Genomic DNA, 17,477 nt, shown 5'->3' on the forward strand with positions numbered 1-17,477 from the left:
GGATCCCCCCTAAAATTTAAGACCGCAAAGGTACGAATTGTTTGTCAATCAGGAAAGTGGTTACCAAAAAAAGGTATCGCCCTGATTTTGTTCAGCCTGCGGGCTCAGGGGTTGTACTGCGGGGCGCTGCACCCGCAAAAACGGTTGCCTGCTGCCCGGCCCCTGGCCAAAACCCGCCAACCCATTTGGCCCTGTTTTCAGTTGTGTTTCCAGATACCGCCCGCAGGCCCCCTCAATTTGGGGCCACCTGGGGGTAGGCTTTCACAAAATAATACTAACTTTAACCACAATCTGTCAATTATGGCGCAGTACCAGCTTGTCGAGAAAGAGGCTATCTCGCATCACAACGAATACTTCGAAGTCCGTTCGACCAATGACGACGATGCCGTTCGGAGTTTGTATTTTATCTCCAACGAAGAAAATCTGGAAACGGTAGCGGCCGACATCGTGGCGGCCGAGATGCCCGGCGTGAAGCACTGGACGGTGATTCCGCACCGGAAAGACAGTTAATGCCGCGAGCCGACGGCTGGTTTTGCCAGGCTTCGCCTTCCCTCAGCAACGACTCATTACCCCACTGCCTACCCTATGGAACCGCTTTTTGCTACCCCCCGCACCGAAGCGCTGGTGCCGCGCATTCGTGAGTTTGTGCTAAACGAACTCGTTCCGCTCGAAACAACCGACCACCTGACGGGTAATTTCTCGACCGTGGCCCGTCTACTCGATCAGAAGCGGGAACTGGTACGAAAAGCCGGTCTCTGGGGGCTGCAGCATAGCGTCGACGAAGGGGGGCTGGGTTTGAGTCTGTGTGAATTTGGACAGATCAGCGAAGTACTGGCCTGGACCCCCTTCGGCCATTATACCTTCAACTGCCAGGCGCCCGACATTGGCAATATGGAGCTAATGCACCGCCACGCGCCCAGTGCCCTGCGCGGGCGGTATCTGGAGCCGTTGCGGGAAGGTCACATCCGGTCGTGCTTTTCAATGACCGAGCCCGAGTATGCCGGTTCGAATCCTACCCGTATGGGCACGCAGGCCGTACGCGATGGCAACTCGTGGGTGATCAACGGCCACAAGTGGTTTACCTCCTCGGCCGACGGAGCTGCCTTTGCCATCGTAATGGCCGTGACCGACCCCACCGCACCACCCCACCGCCGGGCCAGTATGATTCTGGTACCTACCGATACGCCCGGTTTCGAGCTGGTGCGAAACATCAGTATCATGGGTGATGGCTCTGACCACTGGGGCAGCCACGCCGAAATTCGCTATACCGACGTGCGGGTACCGCTCGACAACCTGATCGGGGGCGAGGGCATGGGATTTACCCTGGCGCAGGAACGCCTGGGCCCCGGCCGTATTCACCACTGTATGCGCTGGATCGGCATCAGCGAACGCTGCTTCGACCTGATGTGCCGCCGGGCTGCTACCCGCGATATGGACGACGGGGTTATGCTGGGCGAGAAACAGTTTGTGCAGGGCTGGATTGCCGAAAGCCGCGCCCGTATCGACGCGGCCCGGCTGATGGTACTGCGAACCGCCCGCAACATCGACGAGCAGGGTGCTGCGGCCGTTCGCGACGAAATTTCGGCCATCAAGTTTTTTGTGGCCGATGTGATGCTGACGGTGATCGACCACGCCATTCAAACCTACGGTGCCATGGGTATTACCGACGATGTGGTGCTGCCCTGGTATTACCGCCATGAACGCGGGGCCCGTATTTACGACGGCGCCGACGAGGTACACAAAACGGCGCTGGCCCGCAGTATTCTTAAAACCTACGGTCTCGACCCTAAAAAGGCCAGTGCCGCCCGTCAAGCAACGGTTCAGCACTGAACCGGTTTCCCGCGTATGAACACCGACACCCCAACGCCCACCCGCCCCGGCGAACAACTCGACCAGCCAGCGCTACAGGCTTATCTCATCGAACAGGCGCCCGCCGTAGGGCAGCTGACGGCTATCCGCCAGTTTCCGGGCGGTTACTCGAACCTGACTTACTGCCTGACCACCAACAGCGGACTGGACTATGTACTGCGTCGGCCCCCGGCGGGCGCCAAAGCCATCAAAGGTGGCCACGACATGGGCCGTGAGTTTCGGGTGCTGACCCTGTTGCAACGGGCCGGCTACAAGCGGATTCCGACACCGGTACTTTATACCGACGACGAATCGGTGCTGGGAGCGCCCTTCTACGTGATGACCCGCGTGCCGGGAATGATACTGCGGGCTCATACCGCCCCGAAACTGGGTATTCCGGCTGATACCATGCGCCGGCTCTCAGAAGCGCTGGTCGACGCGCTGGTCGATCTGCATGCCATCGATATCCGGCAGGCAGGTCTCGATCAGCTGGGTAGACCGGATGGCTACGTACAGCGCCAGGTCGAAGGCTGGCACCGCCGATACGAAGCGTCGCAGACCGATGCCATACCCGAAATCGATGCGCTGGTGCGCTATCTGACCGAGTCCCTACCCGTGTCGGCGGCTCCCACACTGCTGCACAACGATTTCAAATACGACAACGTCGTGCTCGACCCCGACAACCTGTCCGATATCCGGGCTGTGCTGGACTGGGAAATGTGCACGGTCGGCGATCCGCTGATCGACGTCGGAACGGCCCTCTCCTACTGGTCAGAAGCGGGCGATAGTGCGTTTCGGCAGTCGTTTAACCTGACCCACCTGCCCGGCAACCTGACCCGACAGGGCTTTGCCCAGCGCTACAGCGAACGCAGCGGCCGCGACATTAGTCAGCTCCGCTACTATTACGTGTTCGGGCTCTTTAAAAATGCGGTGGTCATGCAGCAGATTTACAGTCGCTACAAAAAGGGGCTTACGGCCGACCCGCGCTTTGCCGGACTTATCGACGGGGTGCGGGCACTCAGCGCCGATGGCGTGCAGGTGCTTGATTCCGGTCGATTCTGACCCGATCTTCGCCCGTATGACTACCGCCTTTCTGATCATCGACACGCAGTTCGATTTTTGTCACCCCGATGGGGCGCTATTTGTACCGGGGGCCGAGCACGATGTGACGCGGATGGCCAACCTCATCCGCCAGCACACCGACCAGATCGATCACCTTGTTGTCACGCTCGATACGCACCACGTACTCGATATTGCGCATCCGCTGTTCTGGTCCGATAGTGCGGGACGGCACCCGGCCCCCTTTACGCCCATATCAGCTGCCGATGTCGACGCCGGGCGCTGGATACCCCGGTTTGCGGCCCAGAAAGCCCGGCAGTATGTACAGGCGCTGGAGGCCGACGGACAGTTTCAGCACCTGATCTGGCCCGAACACTGCCTGATCGGGTCGCGCGGGGCTGCTCTGCACGATACGTTGCTTGATGCGCTTCGGCACTGGACGACTGCCCGCGATCGGGATTATGTGGCCGTTCAGAAAGGCCAGTACCCTCTCACCGAGCATTTTGGCATTTTCCGGGCTCAGGTGCCCGACCCAACGGTTCCCGAAACCCAGCTGAACACAGCACTGATAGCCGACCTGGATCGGTTCGACCGGATTTGTCTGATGGGTGAAGCCAAATCGCACTGCGTCGCCAACAGCCTGCGCCAGTTACTCGACTACGCACCGGCGCTCGTTCCCAAGCTCACCCTCGTGACCGACTGCACCTCCGACGTGACGGGCCTCGGCTATCTGGCCGATTCGATTTATGCCGAAGCCCGCCATCGAAATGTTCGATTACTGCCGGCAGACGCCGTTTTCAGCTGAAAACCCGTACCTTTTCGGCCTATGAAAAAGACACTGCCTCTTTTCCCGCTAAACCTGATTGTGTACCCGGGCGAAGACCTTAACCTGCACATTTTCGAACCCCGTTACCGGCAGCTGATCAACGAATGCCTCGACCAGGAGCATACGTTCGGGATTCCTGCCTTCATCGATGGCAAAATGCCCGGCTATGGTACCGAAATGCACATTACTACGCTACACAAGCGCTACGATGATGGCCGTATGGACATCAAGTCGAAAGGCGTAGGCATTTTCAGGCTGATTGATTTCGAAAATCCGGTACCGGGCAAATTATATGCAGGGGGTGAGATTGACCTGCTTCCGGCCGGCGATAGCTACAGTGCCCACGCCATTGCCCTGGCCGATCGGCTCACGCAACTCTACGACCTGCTCCAGATTGACGTCGACTTCGATTCGACCGACGAAAATTTTTCGTACCGCGTAGCCCACAAGGTTGGCCTGTCGATCGAGCAGGAATACGAGTTGCTGCTGCTGCCCTCTGAGGCAGAACGGCAACTTTTTCTGATTCAGCACCTCAACGCGGTCCTGCCCGTCGTGTCGGATATGGAACGGACCAAGAAACGTATTCGCATGAATGGGCACTTCAAAAACCTCGATCCGCTAAACTTCTAGGGTTGCCGGGGAGCGGGCCGATCGACTCCCCGGCTTTATGTACCTCCGTTACTCTTTCTCCTGAACCTCACCCACCTGCCGGGCCCGGCTTGGGAACTGATCGGCCAGTTCTTTCAGGTTTTTGATCGGCTTGCGGGGCTTCTCGGCCTCCCCGATCAGAAAGCCATACGGTTTGAGCTCATCGACCGAGTCGAAAATGACCTTCAGAATGGCCGTCATGGGTAGGGCCAGTACCAGACCCGGCAGACCCCATACGTTTTCCCACAGCAGCAGGACAATGATGGCCGCCAGTGGGTTGATACTGACTTTGGAGCCGACGATATACGGGGTAATGAAGTTGCCCTCCACCATCTGCACGAACAGGAACAACCCGATGACGGCTACGGCTTTCAGGGGATTATCCTCGGTTACCAGGGCGTAGGCCGCCGGCAGCAGGGAGCCGAGCGAGATGCCGAAATACGGAATCAGTACCAGTACGGCCCCGAAGAAGCCAAAGAATACGGCATAGTCGATGCCCAGAATAAACAGGCCCACCGTCATCAGGGTACCAATAATCAAAATCACCAGCACTAGTCCAGCCAGATAATCTTTCACGACCGTATAGATACCCTCCATGACCGAGTCGATCTTGGACCGGCGCGTATCGTCGAATACTTTGTAAAAAAAAGACCGGAAGAAATCGCGGTAGAGTAGAAAGAAGAATCCGAACAGCAGTACCAGAAACACGTTGGTCAGCGTACTGGTCGTGGCCAGCAGTGTCGAGGTGACGATGGTACCGCCCTCGGCCAGCAGTTGATTGAGGTATTTGGTTATTTCTTTCGATTGCTGCTTACGGTCGATGCTGAACCGTTCGTCGGCAAAGACCTGCAGCTTGTTGATGTAAAGTTTGCTTCGCTCAACAAATTTGGGGACCACCTCGGCAAAGCTGCTGATCTGCATGGATATGGCGTAGAACAGGCCCGAAACCACAGCCAGCGCCAGCAACAGACACAGAACGATAGCCAGAATGCGCGGTACGCCCCATTTCTCCAGCCGGTGTACGAGTGGAAAAAGCAGCACCGAAAACAGAATGGCGAATACAAGGGGAATCAGGATACCCTGCAGGGTATGAAGTCCGTAAACAATGATAACGATGGAGATCAGAACGCCCGTAATTTTTGCATAAGCGGGCAGGTCGACATTTTGCGAGCGCATGTTCATAGTGACTCATTAACAACTTTGTTGCTAAAACGTTATGACGTTTCTGTGGCCCATTCCCAACCGGGAAAATTACTCACGACGAGACCCCCGAAAAAATTGCGTACCCAGCAGACGGCCAATGACAATAAAAGGCTGACAATCAGCCCATCGGACAGGCAACAACCTGTTAAGTTTTTGTTAAGGATACGTTACTAGTTCGTGACCTTCTCAAGAAGGGGCTTAACTTCGGGCAACCAACCAGTCTTAGGCGGGTCGATTTCACCAATTTCGTGCTATATGAGTGCTGGCAAAGCCGCTCAACCGCTTCATCGCATCTTAGTCGTCGACGACGACGCCGACATTGTCGAGATGCTCGAATACAATCTGACCAAAGAAGGCTATGATGTACGTACGGCAACCGATGGCCGTAAGGCACTCGAAGTAGCCCGCACCTATCTGCCCGAGCTGGTCATGCTCGATATCATGATGCCTCACCTCGATGGTATCGAAGCCGGTCGCCAGCTGCGCGACATTCCCGAACTGCGGCAGACCTACATTCTCTACCTGACCGCCCGCTCGGAAGAATACTCCGAAGTAGCCGCTTTCGATGTGGGGGCCGACGATTACATCACCAAGCCCATTAAGCCCCGGGCGCTGATGAGCCGCATCAATGCCCTGTTTCGGCGCGAAGCCCAGAAAGCCGATCCGGGCGAGCAGATTACCATCGCCGATCTGGTCATCAACCGCAAAAATTACTCGGTCAACCAGGCCGACAAGTCGGTTATTCTGCCCAAGAAAGAATTCGAACTGCTGTTCTTCCTGGCGCAGCACCCCAACAAGGTATTCAGCCGGGAAGAACTGCTGCAGAAAATCTGGGGAGCCGATATCTACGTGCTCGAGCGTACGGTCGACGTACACATCCGTAAACTCCGCGAAAAGATCGGCGACACCCACATCCGCACCCTCAAAGGTGTCGGCTATATGTTTACCGATCAGCCGGAACAATGAGCGATTGTGTGCATGAGCGATTGAGTGAATTATGTTTGCTGCATAAATGCCCGGGAGGGCACCATTAACTCATTCGCTCAATCACTCAATGTCTTTAAGTCCCCGCGTCATTGCGTTTTTGCTGGCCTGCCTGATCTCGGCGGTGACGGTCATCTTCCTAACCTTTGTGGAGGGGGTGACCAACACCATGCTATTCGTAGTGGGCCTGTCGTCGTTTGCAGTGTCGTTTTTTCTGGTTCTATACGCCATCGAGCTGCTCGTCTACCGCGAAGTCGACAAGATGTACAAAACCATCCGGCAACTCAAGATCCGCGACTTCAACCTGTCGCGGAAGATGGTGATCCGTAACAACAACCCCTTCAAAAAGCTTAACGACGAGATTTTTGTCTACGTCGCCAAGAAGCAGAAGGAGATCGACGAACTGAAGCGGCTCGAACAGTTCCGGCGCGAGTTTCTGGCCGACGTGTCGCACGAGCTGAAGACCCCCATTTTTGCGGCCCAGGGCTTTATTCATACCCTGATCGACGGCGCGGTCGACGACGAGAAGGTACGCGACAAGTTTCTGTCGAAAGCTGCCAAGAGCCTCGATGGGCTCGATGCGCTGGTGAAAGACCTGGTGGCGTTGTCGCAGCTCGAAACGGGCGAAGTCAAGATGAGCTTCGATCGGGTCGATCTGCTGCACATGACCGAAGAGATTTTTGAGCAGCTCGAAAAAATCACGAGCGCCAAAAACGCTACGCTTCGGCTGAAGGCTCCCCCAACCGGCCCTGTCTGGGTCAAGGCCGATCCGCAGCGCATCAGGCAGGTGATGACCAACCTAATCGAGAATGCGGTGAAGTATGGCAACGAAAACGGCCGGGTTCTGGTAAGTCTGGAAGAAGACAAAAAGCACGTGCTGGTATCGGTGCGCGACGACGGGCCCGGCATTCCGCCCGAGCACCTGAGCCGCATCTTCGAGCGTTTCTACCGGGTCGAGAAAAGCCGCTCGAAAGACCGGGGCGGCACCGGCCTCGGACTGGCGATCGTAAAGCACATTCTGAACGCCCACAAGGCCAAGATCACCGTGATGAGCAAAATAGACAAGGGTACTACCTTCCGCTTCAAGCTGGACCGGCTGGAGGAGCGGGCCTAGATCAGCCGCTTGAGCGCAAACGCCGACACGAACAGCTGCCCGTTGCGCCGAACCAGAAACGTGACCTCGCGGCCTTCGCCGTGCTGCAGAATTTTGTAGATATCGCTGATCGACATGTCGTTGACGGAGGTATTGTTCACAAACAGCACCTCGTCGCCTTCGAGCAAACCGGCCCGGGCCGCCGGTGAGCCTTCGATAACGTGGTTGACGTAATAGTTGCGAAACTGGGTACCCTTGGCCCGCAATTCCATGCCGCTCATGTCGTGTTCGAACTGCTCACGCATTAACCGCCGGATGGGTTTCATCACCATATACTGCTCGCGGTAGTTGAAAATGACGTTGAACCGACGCAGCAGCTCGCAGCCAATATTGCCCTGCCGGCCGGGCGTATCGACCAGCTTCATACCGAACGAAGCGCTGTCGGGAAACGAGGCAAGCATATTGTCGAGTTCGAAGCGGCCCAGCCTTACTTTGCCGATACGCCCCAGGTTACCATTGATTACCCCATTGAGCCCCCGGCCCAGCTGCGCCCGGATGGTTTTTTCGGGTAGCCGCAACGTACTGTTCCCCCCGCTGCGGTCGAGCAGCAGCGCATGCCCCGCCCCCGTGTCGAGCACCACCCGTAGCGGAATCGACTTTTCGCCGTCGAACACGGTCAGCGCATCGGTGTACACCTTGGAGTTGCGCACCGTGATTGGAAACTGATCGCCATGCCGTTTGCGGTAGTGATACCGGTCGGGTTTCATGATCAGAATCTCGCGGTGCTGAAAGTCGATGCTAACCACAAAATCGGCGAAGACTTCGTAACCAAAAATGCCGTGGACGGGTGTACCCACGTATTCGGAGAGCTTCAGAATATCATGGTCGAGGATAACCAGATTGTGATGATTGGCCTGCAGCCCCCCCATACTCAGCGTATTGTTGATGGCCACCGTGGCCGTCAGGGTCTCCCCTTCGCCGGCGCCGGTTAGCTTTACCTTCCGCGACATGGTCAGCGACTCTTTCCGGATTATCGACGGGTCGGTGATAATGGTATTGCTGACGCCTGTATCAAGAATGAAATGGAGCGTGTCGGAATTGTTGATCCGAACCGGTACGATAATCAGATTGGAGTGCAGTTGAAACGGAATCCGGGTCCAGTTGCGGTTACTGGTCAGGAAGAAACCAAAGCGGTCACGATCGGGCGTTCGGGGGTCACCGGCGTGTGTGGCCAGCCCGTAGCCAAGCAGTCCGAGTACAAGTGCCAGCGTTTTCATGTAGTTGTGTTTACGTCATCGAATGTACTTATTTTTTATCCGAAAAACACAAAACAAACCGATCTGGTTTCGAGCGATTCAGCCCTCATGAAGGGCCCCGGAGCCAGTACTCAAAATTTTAGCCTGAAGCCACCGGTCGCCTTCGGGCTAAAAGCCCTAATTTAGCCCGGAAATGCGGGTGTAGCCGATCTGACCGTTTGCTAACTAACCTGTTTCTGAACACATTAACTATTTGTCATGCGCAAGAAAATTGTTGCCGGTAACTGGAAAATGAATAAAACGCTGGACGAAGCGAAGGCGTTGCTGTCGGAAGTAATCAACATGGTGAAAGATGAAGTCACCAATGATGTAACGGTTGTGCTGTGCCCCCCCTCGGTGTACCTGACCACCGCCCGTCAGTACGTACCCACCGGCGGCCGTCTTGCGCTGGGTGCCCAAAACTGCCATGAGAAAGCGTCGGGTGCCTTTACCGGCGAAATTTCGGCACCGATGCTCCAGTCGATCGGTGTCGACTACGTGATTCTGGGCCACAGCGAACGCCGGCAGTATTTTGCCGAAACCAACGCGCAGCTGGCGGCCAAAGTCGACAGTGCCCTGGCCAGTGGCCTCACCCCTATTTTCTGCTGTGGCGAGTCGCTCGACCTCCGCGAAGGGGGCGACTACGTTGGTTTTGTGAAAGGCCAGCTCACCGATAGCCTGTTTCACCTCTCGGCCGAGCAGTTTGCCCGCATCGTTATTGCCTACGAACCCATCTGGGCCATTGGTACCGGTTTGACCGCTTCGTCGGCCCAGGCCCAGGATATGCACTTCGAGCTGCGCCGGCACATTGCGGGCCAGTACGGCGACGAGGTAGCCCAGAATACGACCATTCTATACGGCGGCAGTGCCAACGAGAAAAACGCGCAGGAGCTGTTTTCGCAACCCGACGTCGATGGTGGTCTGATCGGGGGAGCCTCGCTGAAGTCGCGCGAGTTCACCAACGTGATCAAAGCCGCCTAACTACCCAACGATAAAGGGGTTGTCTGAACGCGCTGTGTGTTCAGACAACCCCTTCTTTTTGTCTAGCCAATGACCGCTCCCGACTACATTCAGCACTTACAACTGCAGCCGCACCCCGAAGGGGGCTACTTTGCCGAAACGTACCGTGCGGCCGAAGCGGTAGCCGCCGAAGCCCTCCCCGATCGGTTTGGGGGCAGCCGGTCGTTCGGAACAGCGATCTATTTCCTGCTCGAACAGCATCATACATCGGCCTTGCACCGCATCCAGTCCGACGAGGTCTGGCATTTCTACGCCGGCGGGCCGCTCGACATATTTGTGATCGGTCCCGACGAAACCCTGTCGGTTATTCAGCTGGGGCCCGATCTGGCGGCCGGGCAGGTGTTCCAAGCCGTGGTGCCGGCCGGTTGCTGGTTTGGGTCGAAGCCCGCCCCCGGCACGTCCTTTTCGCTGGTGGGCTGCACAGTAGCGCCTGGTTTCGATTTTGCCGATTTTGAACTGGCCGACCGTCGGACGATGCTCGACTGGTTTCCGCAGCACCGCGACCTGATCGAGCGTCTTACTTAATATTGACGTTGCCAAACGTTGAGACCACTTTCACCTTCGGCCCCGAGCCGGTGCCCGTTTTGCCGATGTATTGTTTGGTCAGTTTAGGACCACGGCTGTTGTTGCTGTTGTCGGGCTGGGCGCTGAAGTGAAACATCGACCCGGTCGAATAATTGAAATTGCCGTAGCTCACCGTCACGTCGAAATTGCAGTCGTTATTCGTATCCATGGGCAGGGCCACCGACGAGTATGACGACTTGATATCCAGTTTGTCGGCCGACTTGGGCAACTGATCGATGCGGAAGCCCCCTGAGAAGCTGAGCCGAATCCGGCCCGATTCGCGCAGGGTACCGATCTGAGCGCCCGAATAGTCGATGTCGGCGTCGAGCGTACCTACGTCGCCGATGCGCATTTTCCCGAATTTGTTTACCAGCGTCAGCATATTTACCCGGGCCAGTTCGAGGTCGGCGTAGGCTACGGCCATCTTCGCGTGGTCGAGCGTCCGGATATCGGCTTTGCCATAGGCAATGTCGAGGTCGGTCAGGCGGTTGGTCAGGTCATCGGCCGAGAAATTACCATAGCGGCTATAGACCGTGAGGGGGGCATGGAAGGCCGGAATGCTGGTGTTGCCAAACTTGTTACGGAGGGTCAGCGCGTTTTGCCGGGGCATCATCACTTCGTAATTGATTTTCACGAAGTTGCGGTCACCCCCTTTTTTCCAGCTTCCCAGGCTCCAGTTCGACACCGGACTTTGGTTGAAATTGGTGCGTACCACGATCTGGTTGCCCGACCGCTTGTCGTCGATTGTCACCGCGTCCAGAAAGGCCTGGGTCCGATCATCGGAGCTGGCGTTGGCCACAATGGTAATCTGCACGCGAATTTCCGCTTTTTCCCAAAGGCTTACCGATACAGCCCCAAACTGGTTGTCGATGGTGAGGGCATCGTTGGGCGTTACGTCGTAGGTTTTTATGATGGTCTTCCGGCGTTCGACCGCGTTGGGCGTAGGGTCTTCGGCCCGGGCCAACAACGGTAGTAACACCAGCAGTGCGTTAAACAGGATTTTCATGGGTTTGCTTCTTTATGCGCTGTATCACGCGTAGCTGTTCATTGAGCAGGTCGATCTGAATCTGAAGATTCTGAATCATGGCCTGCAGTAAGGTTTCCTGGTTGGGATTCTGCGGCAGATCGGCTTTGAGCGACTGGTACGACCGCTCGAGCCGACTCAGGTCCGACGAAAACTCCTGGTAAAGTGCCGGATTATCCTGCGTCATCTGCCGCAGTTCCTGTTGTTTCTGATCGATCAGCTCGGTGTATTGCACCACAGCTTTGGCATAGCCGGGGTTGGCAGCCACCATCTCGGGCTGATGCGCCACGCCGTATTGCTGATTGAGGTAGAGCCCACCCGCAGCCAGCAGCAGCAGGGCCACCGCTGCCGCCACCCGCCAGTCGGTCAGCCAGCGGGTAGCCGGGGCCGGCGATCGATGCACGGTTACGAAGGGCCGGGCCGGATCGGGCGTAACCGGAGCCGGGGTTTCGGGCCGGGCCGCGGGCGCATCGCCCAGTCGCTGGTCGATACGGTCCCAGAGGCTATCGGGGGGTTCGCAGTGGTCAAAGGCTTCGCGGTTGTCACGAACGAAGCGTTCCAGATTATCTTTTTTCATAGGCTTTGTTGTTTTAACTCAGTAACGCTACTAATTTTTTCTTACCCCTCAGGTACTGTGTTCGTGACGTTGTCTCACTAATGTTCAGCACCGCGCCAATCTCCTCATGATCGTACCCTTCGAACAGATACAGCGACAGCACCACCCGATAGCCTTCGGGTAACAGGTGCAGGGCCTGCCTGATTCGATCCACCTCATACTGAATGCCGGCCTCGTCGTATGGCTCCGGATCCACACAGTCGAGCCCATCGTCTTCGCCCACCCGCTGCGCATCGAGGTCGACCAGCTGCAGGCGCCGGCTGCGCAGGTAATGAATCGACCGGTTGACCACAATCTGCTTCAGCCAGGCCCCAAACGTGCTCTGCCCTCGAAACGAGTGGATGTGCGTGAAGGCGTCGATAAACGCATCCTGCAGCACATCTTCGGCTTCGGCACTGTGATTCACGATGCGCAGGCAAACGTTGTACATCGCCCGGGCATAGTGCCGATACAGTTCATGCTGCGCCCGTCGCTCGCCTTCCTGGCAGCGTTTGACCAGATCAGCATGACGATCTGGGTAAGGGTTGGGGTCCGACAGGTTCAGCGTAAAAGATGGTTTGGCGTACAATCAGGAAAAAGACGCGGCAACATACAAAACGTTGCACCGCTCACTAACTAATTTCCATAAGGGGTCAAATCGCACCACCCCGGAGCCAATAATCCGGGGCTGTTTCCGTTGGGGCAGCCAGCCCGTCTGCCACCATTTTTGCCCGGGCCCGAGCAAATTTTTCCCTACTTTTACTTGTTATACTAGGATAGAAACAAGCCTGATGGTTGATTATATTTCCGGATTGAACGCCCCCCAGCGGGAAGCCGTCATGCACGGCAATGGCCCGCTGATGATTATTGCCGGCGCCGGGTCGGGAAAAACCCGCGTGCTGACTTATCGCATTGCCCACCTCATTGAAAACGGCGTCGATCCGTTCCGGATTCTGTCGCTGACCTTTACCAACAAGGCGGCCGGCGAAATGCGCAGCCGGATCGAAAAAGTGGTTGGCACCGAAGCCCGGAATATCTGGATGGGTACGTTTCACTCGGTCTTTGCCAAAATTCTGCGTATCGAAGCCAAAGCCATTGGCTACACGAGCAACTTCTCGATTTACGACACCGACGACTCCAAGTCGCTGCTGCGGAGCATCATTAAGGAGATGGCGCTCGACGACAAGGTGTACCGCGTCAACAGCGTGTTCGGACGCATCTCTGGCGCCAAAAACCGGCTCATCGGCCCCGACGATTATATTAACAATGCCGTGATTCAGGCCGACGACGAATCGGCCCGAATGCCGCACATTGGCCGGATCTACAAGCAGTACAGTGTGCGCTGCTTTGCGGCCAACGCCATGGATTTCGATGATCTGCTGTTCAACACCAACGTGCTGTTCCGCGATCACCTCGACATTCTGAACAAATACCAGCACAAGTTTCAGCACGTGATGGTCGATGAGTTTCAGGATACCAACGTATCGCAGTATCTCATCACCCGTAAGCTGGCCGCCGTTCACCAGAACATCTGCGTGGTGGGCGATGATGCCCAGAGTATCTACGCGTTCCGGGGGGCCAACATCGAGAACATCCTGAATTTCCAGCGCGACTACGGCAAAGACGCCGTGAAGATTGTGAAGCTGGAACAGAACTACCGCTCCACCAAAACCATTGTGCAGGCGGCTAATTCGATTATTGCCCGCAACAAAAACCAGCTCGAAAAAAGCGTTTTCACCGATAATGAAGATGGCCCCCTGATCGAAGTCATCAAAGCCTCGTCGGACAACGAAGAGGGCCGGCTGGTGGCGTCGTCGATCTTCGAGGCCAAGATGAACGATTCACTGGCCAACAATGACTTCGCCATCTTGTACCGCACCAACGCCCAGTCGCGGGCCTTCGAGGAAGCTCTGCGCAAGGTGAGCATCAAGTATCGGATCATCGGCGGGCTTTCGTTTTACCAGCGCAAGGAAATCAAGGACTTACTGGCGTACCTGCGCTTCACCGTCAACCAGCAGGACGAAGAAGCTTTTAAGCGCATCATTAATCTGCCCAAACGTGGTATCGGCGACACAACCATTGCCAAACTCAGCGTGATTGCGGCCGAGCAGCAGGATTCGATCTGGGAGATTGTGGCCAACATCGGGCAGCATGTGGCCGGGCGGGCCGGTATCGCCATCGAAGGCTTTGCCAACCTGATCAAAAGCTTCAAACTGCTTATCGACCAGAAAGATGCCTATGAGGTAGCCGCTCACATTGCCAAGGCTTCGGGCCTGCTCAAGGAACTCTACGACGACAAAACGGTGGAGGGGCTGGCCCGGTACGAAAACGTGCAGGAGTTGCTCAACGCCATCAAGGAGTTTGTCGATAACCCCGACAACGACGACAAAAGCCTGAGCGCCTTTCTGCAGTCGGTATCGCTGCTGACCACGGCCGATGAGAAAGAAGACGACGGCGACAACGACCGCGTTACGCTCATGACCATCCACGCGGCCAAGGGTCTGGAGTTTAAGAATGTTCATATCGTGGGGCTGGAAGAAGATTTATTTCCCAGTCAGATGATGCTGGAAAGCCGCAACGATCTGGAAGAAGAACGGCGGCTGTTTTACGTAGCCATCACGCGGGCCGAAAAACGCCTGACCGTATCGTACGCCGAAACGCGCTACCACTTCGGCCGGCTCAAGATGTGCGAACCCAGCCGGTTTCTGATGGAGGTCGACCAGAAATACCTGAAGCTGTCCAAACAGCGGTCGGCTCCCAGCCGGATGGACTTCGAGCGGCCCGAGCGCAGCAACCCCGACCGCGAACACCGCGAGGGCAGTTCGGGTGGGTCGATGGCATTTGTACGGTCGCTGGCGCAGAAAACGGCGCAGCGGCAGGCCCCGCAGCCCCTGGTTGCCCACACGCCCTCGGCCGACTTTGCCCCCACAAGCACAGCCAACCTGAGCGAAGGGCAGCGCGTTGAACACGCCAAATTCGGGTTCGGCAGCGTCAAGAAAATCGACGTCAACGGCAACGACCGCAAGGCCACCATTCAGTTCGAGAAGGCGGGTGAAAAGGTACTGCTGCTCAGCTTTGCCAAACTCCGGGTGGTGGAGTAACCCACCCGGCATACCGATTGCCCGCTTCAACGCGTTTCACTACCGACGTCTTTTTTCTGTTCATGAACCCAGTTTGTTGCCTTACTACCAGCTTACTGCTGACCACCTTTGCGCTGTCGGCGCAGGGGCAAAGCAGCGCCGACACCACCCGCCGGGGGGGCACACGCGTCGAGAACCTGGGCAATCAGGTCAACTCCGAATACAACGAGATTAACCCGCTGATTGCCCCCGACGGTAAAACCCTCTATTTTGCCCGCATCAGCCACCCCAACAATACCCACGGCGACAAGGGCAGCCAGGATATCTGGTATGCCGACCTCGACCCGGCCAGCAACAAATGGGGACCGGCCCGGCGCATGGGATTTCCGCTCAACAAAGAGGAATATAACTGCGCCTACAGCATCACCCCCGACGGCAACACGATGCTGGTGAAAGGGCAGTATGCCAACGGTAACTACGAAACCCGGGGATTCTCGATCAGCAAACGAACGGCCAGTGGCTGGTCGCCCCCGCAGAAGCTCGACATTCCCAACTACGCCGGCATGAGCAAGGGCCAGTTCGACTGCGGTTTTATGTCGGCCGACGGGAAGGTGCTGCTGATGGCATTCAGCGAAAAGAAGAACAGCAAGGAGGACGATATCTACGTTAGTTTTCGGCAGAAAGACGGGTCGTGGTCGAAGCCGATGAACCTGGGCGCCGAGGTCAATACGGGCGACACCGAAACAACACCGTTTCTGGCGCCCGACGGGGCTACGCTTTATTTCTCCAGCAACCGCCCCGGTGGGCAGGGCAGCAACGATATCTACGTCAGCAAGCGGGTCGACAAAACCTGGAAACACTGGTCGAAACCGGTTAACCTGGGTCCTACTGTCAACACCGACGGCTACGACGCCTACTATACCCTATCGGCCACCGGCGACTACGCGTATCTGACTACGTTCCGGGGCACCATCGGCAAGGGCGACATTGTACGGGTGAAGCTGATCGACGATCAGCCAGCTGCGCAGCCGGGCAAACTGGGCGGTGGCGATGAGGTAGCTGCAGCTCCGAGCACCCGGCCCGACCCCGTAGCCCTCATCAGTGGCCGCGTAATCGATCAGAAAACCGGAAAACCCATCGAAGCCCGGGTTATTTATCAGACCCTGCCCGACGGTGCTGAGGCCGGCGAGGCTACCTCCGACCCGGTCACGGGCGCCTACAAAATTGTATTGCCCTACGGCCAGAAATACTCGATGCGGGCCGTTGCCAAGGACTTCATTGCCGAGGGCGACAACATCGACCTGACCGTCGACAAGACTAAAGGCTACCAGGAAATTACGGGACGCGAACTGAAACTGATTCCAATCGAAGTGGGCCAGTCGATCCGGCTCAACAATATTTTCTTCGATACGGGCAAGTCAGAACTGCGCCCCGAATCGGGCCCGGAGCTCGACCGGCTCGTAACGACCCTCAACGATCAGCCCAAAATGACCATCGAGGTGCGGGGCCACACCGATAATACGGGTTCCAATGCCCTCAATGAGAAACTATCGCAGGACCGGGCCGACGCCGTGCGGGAATACTTCATCAGCAAAGGCATCGAACCTGATCGCATTGGCAGCAAAGGGTTTGGCGAAACCAAGCCTGTTTCGACCAACGATACCGAGGCCGGGCGGCAGCAGAACCGCCGGGTTGAGTTCGTCATTCTGAAGAAATAGGAACCCGCTGCCGACTGTCCGGTTTTCGCACCGTTGGCGGGTGTCGGTCGTTGCTCATCCCAAAGCGGTTGAGCGGGCCGACGGGGTGGTCTACTTTTGAGGCATCAATCCAAACCACCTTACGTCCATGACCCGTTTTCTGCTTACTGTAACGAGTTCCCTGCTGGCCGCTGCTACCTACGCCCAGACGCCGGCGGCTAAAGCCCCTGCCGACACAGCTGCTCTCACCCGACTGGCCCAATCAGCCCAGCGGTACCTCAATAACGACCAGCCCGACTCGCTATACATGCTGATGGGCGATGACTTCAAAAAGCAGATTTCGGGCGATAAGATGGGCGAAATTTCGAAACAGCTTTCCTCTCAGCTGGGCAAATGGACCGGGCTGGAAAAACACAGCGTTGATGGTAACCTAGCCCGCTACAAGGCAACGTTTGCGCTGGCTCCGCTGGACCTTTATATCAGTCAGGATAAACAGGGCAAGATCGGGACCTTCCTGTTCAAGCCGCACGAAGATTAATCC

At 56.8% G+C, this 17,477-nt stretch carries 17 protein-coding genes; 12 read left to right on the forward strand and 5 right to left on the reverse strand.

Features of this window, described 5'->3' with window-relative positions; all coding sequences use genetic code 11:
- The first annotated feature begins 300 nt into the window (after window positions 1–300).
- The 5 genes from ACYVAC_RS06250 to ACYVAC_RS06270 all read left to right on the forward strand — a co-directional run bounded on the left by ACYVAC_RS06250 (window position 301) and on the right by ACYVAC_RS06270 (window position 4,363).
- The gene (locus tag ACYVAC_RS06250; protein ID WP_461096739.1) at window positions 301–510 is read left to right on the forward strand and encodes a hypothetical protein; all 210 of its coding nucleotides are present in this window, start codon (window positions 301–303) and stop codon (window positions 508–510) included.
- 75 nt (window positions 511–585) lie between these two features.
- Window positions 586–1,830, forward strand: a complete 1,245-nt coding sequence (locus tag ACYVAC_RS06255; protein WP_461096740.1) for an acyl-CoA dehydrogenase family protein — start codon at window positions 586–588, stop codon at window positions 1,828–1,830.
- A 15-nt stretch (window positions 1,831–1,845) separates the two neighbouring features.
- The gene (locus ACYVAC_RS06260; protein WP_461096741.1) at window positions 1,846–2,910 is read left to right on the forward strand and encodes a phosphotransferase family protein; all 1,065 of its coding nucleotides are present in this window, start codon (window positions 1,846–1,848) and stop codon (window positions 2,908–2,910) included.
- A gap of 16 nt (window positions 2,911–2,926) precedes the next feature.
- Complete coding sequence (locus ACYVAC_RS06265) at window positions 2,927–3,712, forward strand: cysteine hydrolase family protein (protein ID WP_461096742.1); 786 nt, start codon at window positions 2,927–2,929, stop codon at window positions 3,710–3,712.
- A gap of 21 nt (window positions 3,713–3,733) precedes the next feature.
- Window positions 3,734–4,363 (forward strand): LON peptidase substrate-binding domain-containing protein, encoded by a 630-nt coding sequence (locus tag ACYVAC_RS06270; RefSeq protein WP_461096743.1) that lies wholly within the window; start codon window positions 3,734–3,736, stop codon window positions 4,361–4,363.
- Window positions 4,364–4,411: 48 nt separating this feature from the next.
- On the opposite strand, the gene ACYVAC_RS06275 is transcribed toward ACYVAC_RS06270, so the two are convergent.
- Window positions 4,412–5,563: an AI-2E family transporter gene (locus ACYVAC_RS06275; RefSeq protein WP_461096744.1), complete on the reverse strand. Its 1,152-nt coding sequence runs from the start codon at window positions 5,561–5,563 to the stop codon at window positions 4,412–4,414.
- Between the two features lie 276 nt (window positions 5,564–5,839).
- On the opposite strand from ACYVAC_RS06275, the gene ACYVAC_RS06280 reads away from it, so the two are divergent.
- Both ACYVAC_RS06280 and ACYVAC_RS06285 read left to right on the forward strand, forming a co-directional pair.
- Window positions 5,840–6,550: a response regulator transcription factor gene (locus ACYVAC_RS06280; RefSeq protein ID WP_461096745.1), complete on the forward strand. Its 711-nt coding sequence runs from the start codon at window positions 5,840–5,842 to the stop codon at window positions 6,548–6,550.
- A gap of 88 nt (window positions 6,551–6,638) precedes the next feature.
- On the forward strand, window positions 6,639–7,682 hold the full coding sequence (locus ACYVAC_RS06285) for a sensor histidine kinase (protein ID WP_461096746.1): 1,044 nt from the start codon (window positions 6,639–6,641) through the stop codon (window positions 7,680–7,682).
- Here ACYVAC_RS06285 and ACYVAC_RS06290 read toward each other — a convergent pair.
- The gene (locus tag ACYVAC_RS06290; RefSeq protein ID WP_461096747.1) at window positions 7,679–8,938 is read right to left on the reverse strand and encodes an aspartyl protease family protein; all 1,260 of its coding nucleotides are present in this window, start codon (window positions 8,936–8,938) and stop codon (window positions 7,679–7,681) included. The genes ACYVAC_RS06285 and ACYVAC_RS06290 overlap by 4 nt on opposite strands.
- Window positions 8,939–9,175: 237 nt before the next feature.
- On the opposite strand from ACYVAC_RS06290, the gene tpiA reads away from it, so the two are divergent.
- Together tpiA and ACYVAC_RS06300 are read left to right on the forward strand one after the other, a co-directional pair.
- On the forward strand, window positions 9,176–9,937 hold the full coding sequence (gene tpiA, locus ACYVAC_RS06295; RefSeq protein WP_461096748.1) for a triose-phosphate isomerase: 762 nt from the start codon (window positions 9,176–9,178) through the stop codon (window positions 9,935–9,937).
- Between the two features lie 69 nt (window positions 9,938–10,006).
- Entirely contained in the window at window positions 10,007–10,501 is a 495-nt protein-coding gene (locus ACYVAC_RS06300) for a cupin domain-containing protein (RefSeq protein ID WP_461096749.1), read from the forward strand.
- Here ACYVAC_RS06300 and ACYVAC_RS06305 read toward each other — a convergent pair.
- From ACYVAC_RS06305 to ACYVAC_RS06315, 3 genes are read right to left on the reverse strand one after another with little or no spacing between them, the layout of a single operon-like run.
- Window positions 10,494–11,546: a hypothetical protein gene (locus ACYVAC_RS06305; RefSeq protein ID WP_461096750.1), complete on the reverse strand. Its 1,053-nt coding sequence runs from the start codon at window positions 11,544–11,546 to the stop codon at window positions 10,494–10,496. The genes ACYVAC_RS06300 and ACYVAC_RS06305 overlap by 8 nt on opposite strands.
- Window positions 11,530–12,141 (reverse strand): anti-sigma factor, encoded by a 612-nt coding sequence (locus tag ACYVAC_RS06310; protein WP_461096751.1) that lies wholly within the window; start codon window positions 12,139–12,141, stop codon window positions 11,530–11,532. Before ACYVAC_RS06310 ends, ACYVAC_RS06305 begins: the two co-directional genes overlap by 17 nt.
- 13 nt (window positions 12,142–12,154) lie before the next feature.
- The gene (locus ACYVAC_RS06315) at window positions 12,155–12,748 is read right to left on the reverse strand and encodes an RNA polymerase sigma factor (protein ID WP_461096752.1); all 594 of its coding nucleotides are present in this window, start codon (window positions 12,746–12,748) and stop codon (window positions 12,155–12,157) included.
- Between the two features lie 202 nt (window positions 12,749–12,950).
- On the opposite strand from ACYVAC_RS06315, the gene ACYVAC_RS06320 reads away from it, so the two are divergent.
- The 3 genes from ACYVAC_RS06320 to ACYVAC_RS06330 all read left to right on the forward strand — a co-directional run bounded on the left by ACYVAC_RS06320 (window position 12,951) and on the right by ACYVAC_RS06330 (window position 17,474).
- A complete protein-coding gene (locus ACYVAC_RS06320) occupies window positions 12,951–15,260 on the forward strand; it encodes an ATP-dependent helicase (RefSeq protein WP_461096753.1) in 2,310 nt (769 codons plus the stop codon).
- A gap of 62 nt (window positions 15,261–15,322) precedes the next feature.
- A complete protein-coding gene (locus tag ACYVAC_RS06325) occupies window positions 15,323–16,957 on the forward strand; it encodes an OmpA family protein (protein WP_461096754.1) in 1,635 nt (544 codons plus the stop codon).
- Between the two features lie 127 nt (window positions 16,958–17,084).
- Complete coding sequence (locus ACYVAC_RS06330; RefSeq protein ID WP_461096755.1) at window positions 17,085–17,474, forward strand: DUF3887 domain-containing protein; 390 nt, start codon at window positions 17,085–17,087, stop codon at window positions 17,472–17,474.
- Window positions 17,475–17,477: the final 3 nt, after the last annotated feature.

The organism is Spirosoma luteolum, from assembly GCF_054778875.1.

Excerpts from the sequence above, each read along its gene's own strand:
- ACYVAC_RS06250 (WP_461096739.1), top strand. The coding sequence starts at position 301 with ATGGCGCAGTACCAGCTTGTCGAGAAAGAGGCTATCTCGCATCACAAC.
- ACYVAC_RS06255 (WP_461096740.1), top strand. The coding sequence starts at position 586 with ATGGAACCGCTTTTTGCTACCCCCCGCACCGAAGCGCTGGTGCCGCGC.
- ACYVAC_RS06260 (WP_461096741.1), top strand. The coding sequence starts at position 1,846 with ATGAACACCGACACCCCAACGCCCACCCGCCCCGGCGAACAACTCGAC.
- ACYVAC_RS06265 (WP_461096742.1), top strand. The coding sequence starts at position 2,927 with ATGACTACCGCCTTTCTGATCATCGACACGCAGTTCGATTTTTGTCAC.
- ACYVAC_RS06270 (WP_461096743.1), top strand. The coding sequence starts at position 3,734 with ATGAAAAAGACACTGCCTCTTTTCCCGCTAAACCTGATTGTGTACCCG.
- ACYVAC_RS06275 (WP_461096744.1), bottom strand. The coding sequence starts at position 5,563 with ATGAACATGCGCTCGCAAAATGTCGACCTGCCCGCTTATGCAAAAATT.
- ACYVAC_RS06280 (WP_461096745.1), top strand. The coding sequence starts at position 5,840 with ATGAGTGCTGGCAAAGCCGCTCAACCGCTTCATCGCATCTTAGTCGTC.
- ACYVAC_RS06285 (WP_461096746.1), top strand. The coding sequence starts at position 6,639 with ATGTCTTTAAGTCCCCGCGTCATTGCGTTTTTGCTGGCCTGCCTGATC.
- ACYVAC_RS06290 (WP_461096747.1), bottom strand. The coding sequence starts at position 8,938 with ATGAAAACGCTGGCACTTGTACTCGGACTGCTTGGCTACGGGCTGGCC.
- tpiA (WP_461096748.1), top strand. The coding sequence starts at position 9,176 with ATGCGCAAGAAAATTGTTGCCGGTAACTGGAAAATGAATAAAACGCTG.
- ACYVAC_RS06300 (WP_461096749.1), top strand. The coding sequence starts at position 10,007 with ATGACCGCTCCCGACTACATTCAGCACTTACAACTGCAGCCGCACCCC.
- ACYVAC_RS06305 (WP_461096750.1), bottom strand. The coding sequence starts at position 11,546 with ATGAAAATCCTGTTTAACGCACTGCTGGTGTTACTACCGTTGTTGGCC.
- ACYVAC_RS06310 (WP_461096751.1), bottom strand. The coding sequence starts at position 12,141 with ATGAAAAAAGATAATCTGGAACGCTTCGTTCGTGACAACCGCGAAGCC.
- ACYVAC_RS06320 (WP_461096753.1), top strand. The coding sequence starts at position 12,951 with ATGGTTGATTATATTTCCGGATTGAACGCCCCCCAGCGGGAAGCCGTC.
- ACYVAC_RS06325 (WP_461096754.1), top strand. The coding sequence starts at position 15,323 with ATGAACCCAGTTTGTTGCCTTACTACCAGCTTACTGCTGACCACCTTT.
- ACYVAC_RS06330 (WP_461096755.1), top strand. The coding sequence starts at position 17,085 with ATGACCCGTTTTCTGCTTACTGTAACGAGTTCCCTGCTGGCCGCTGCT.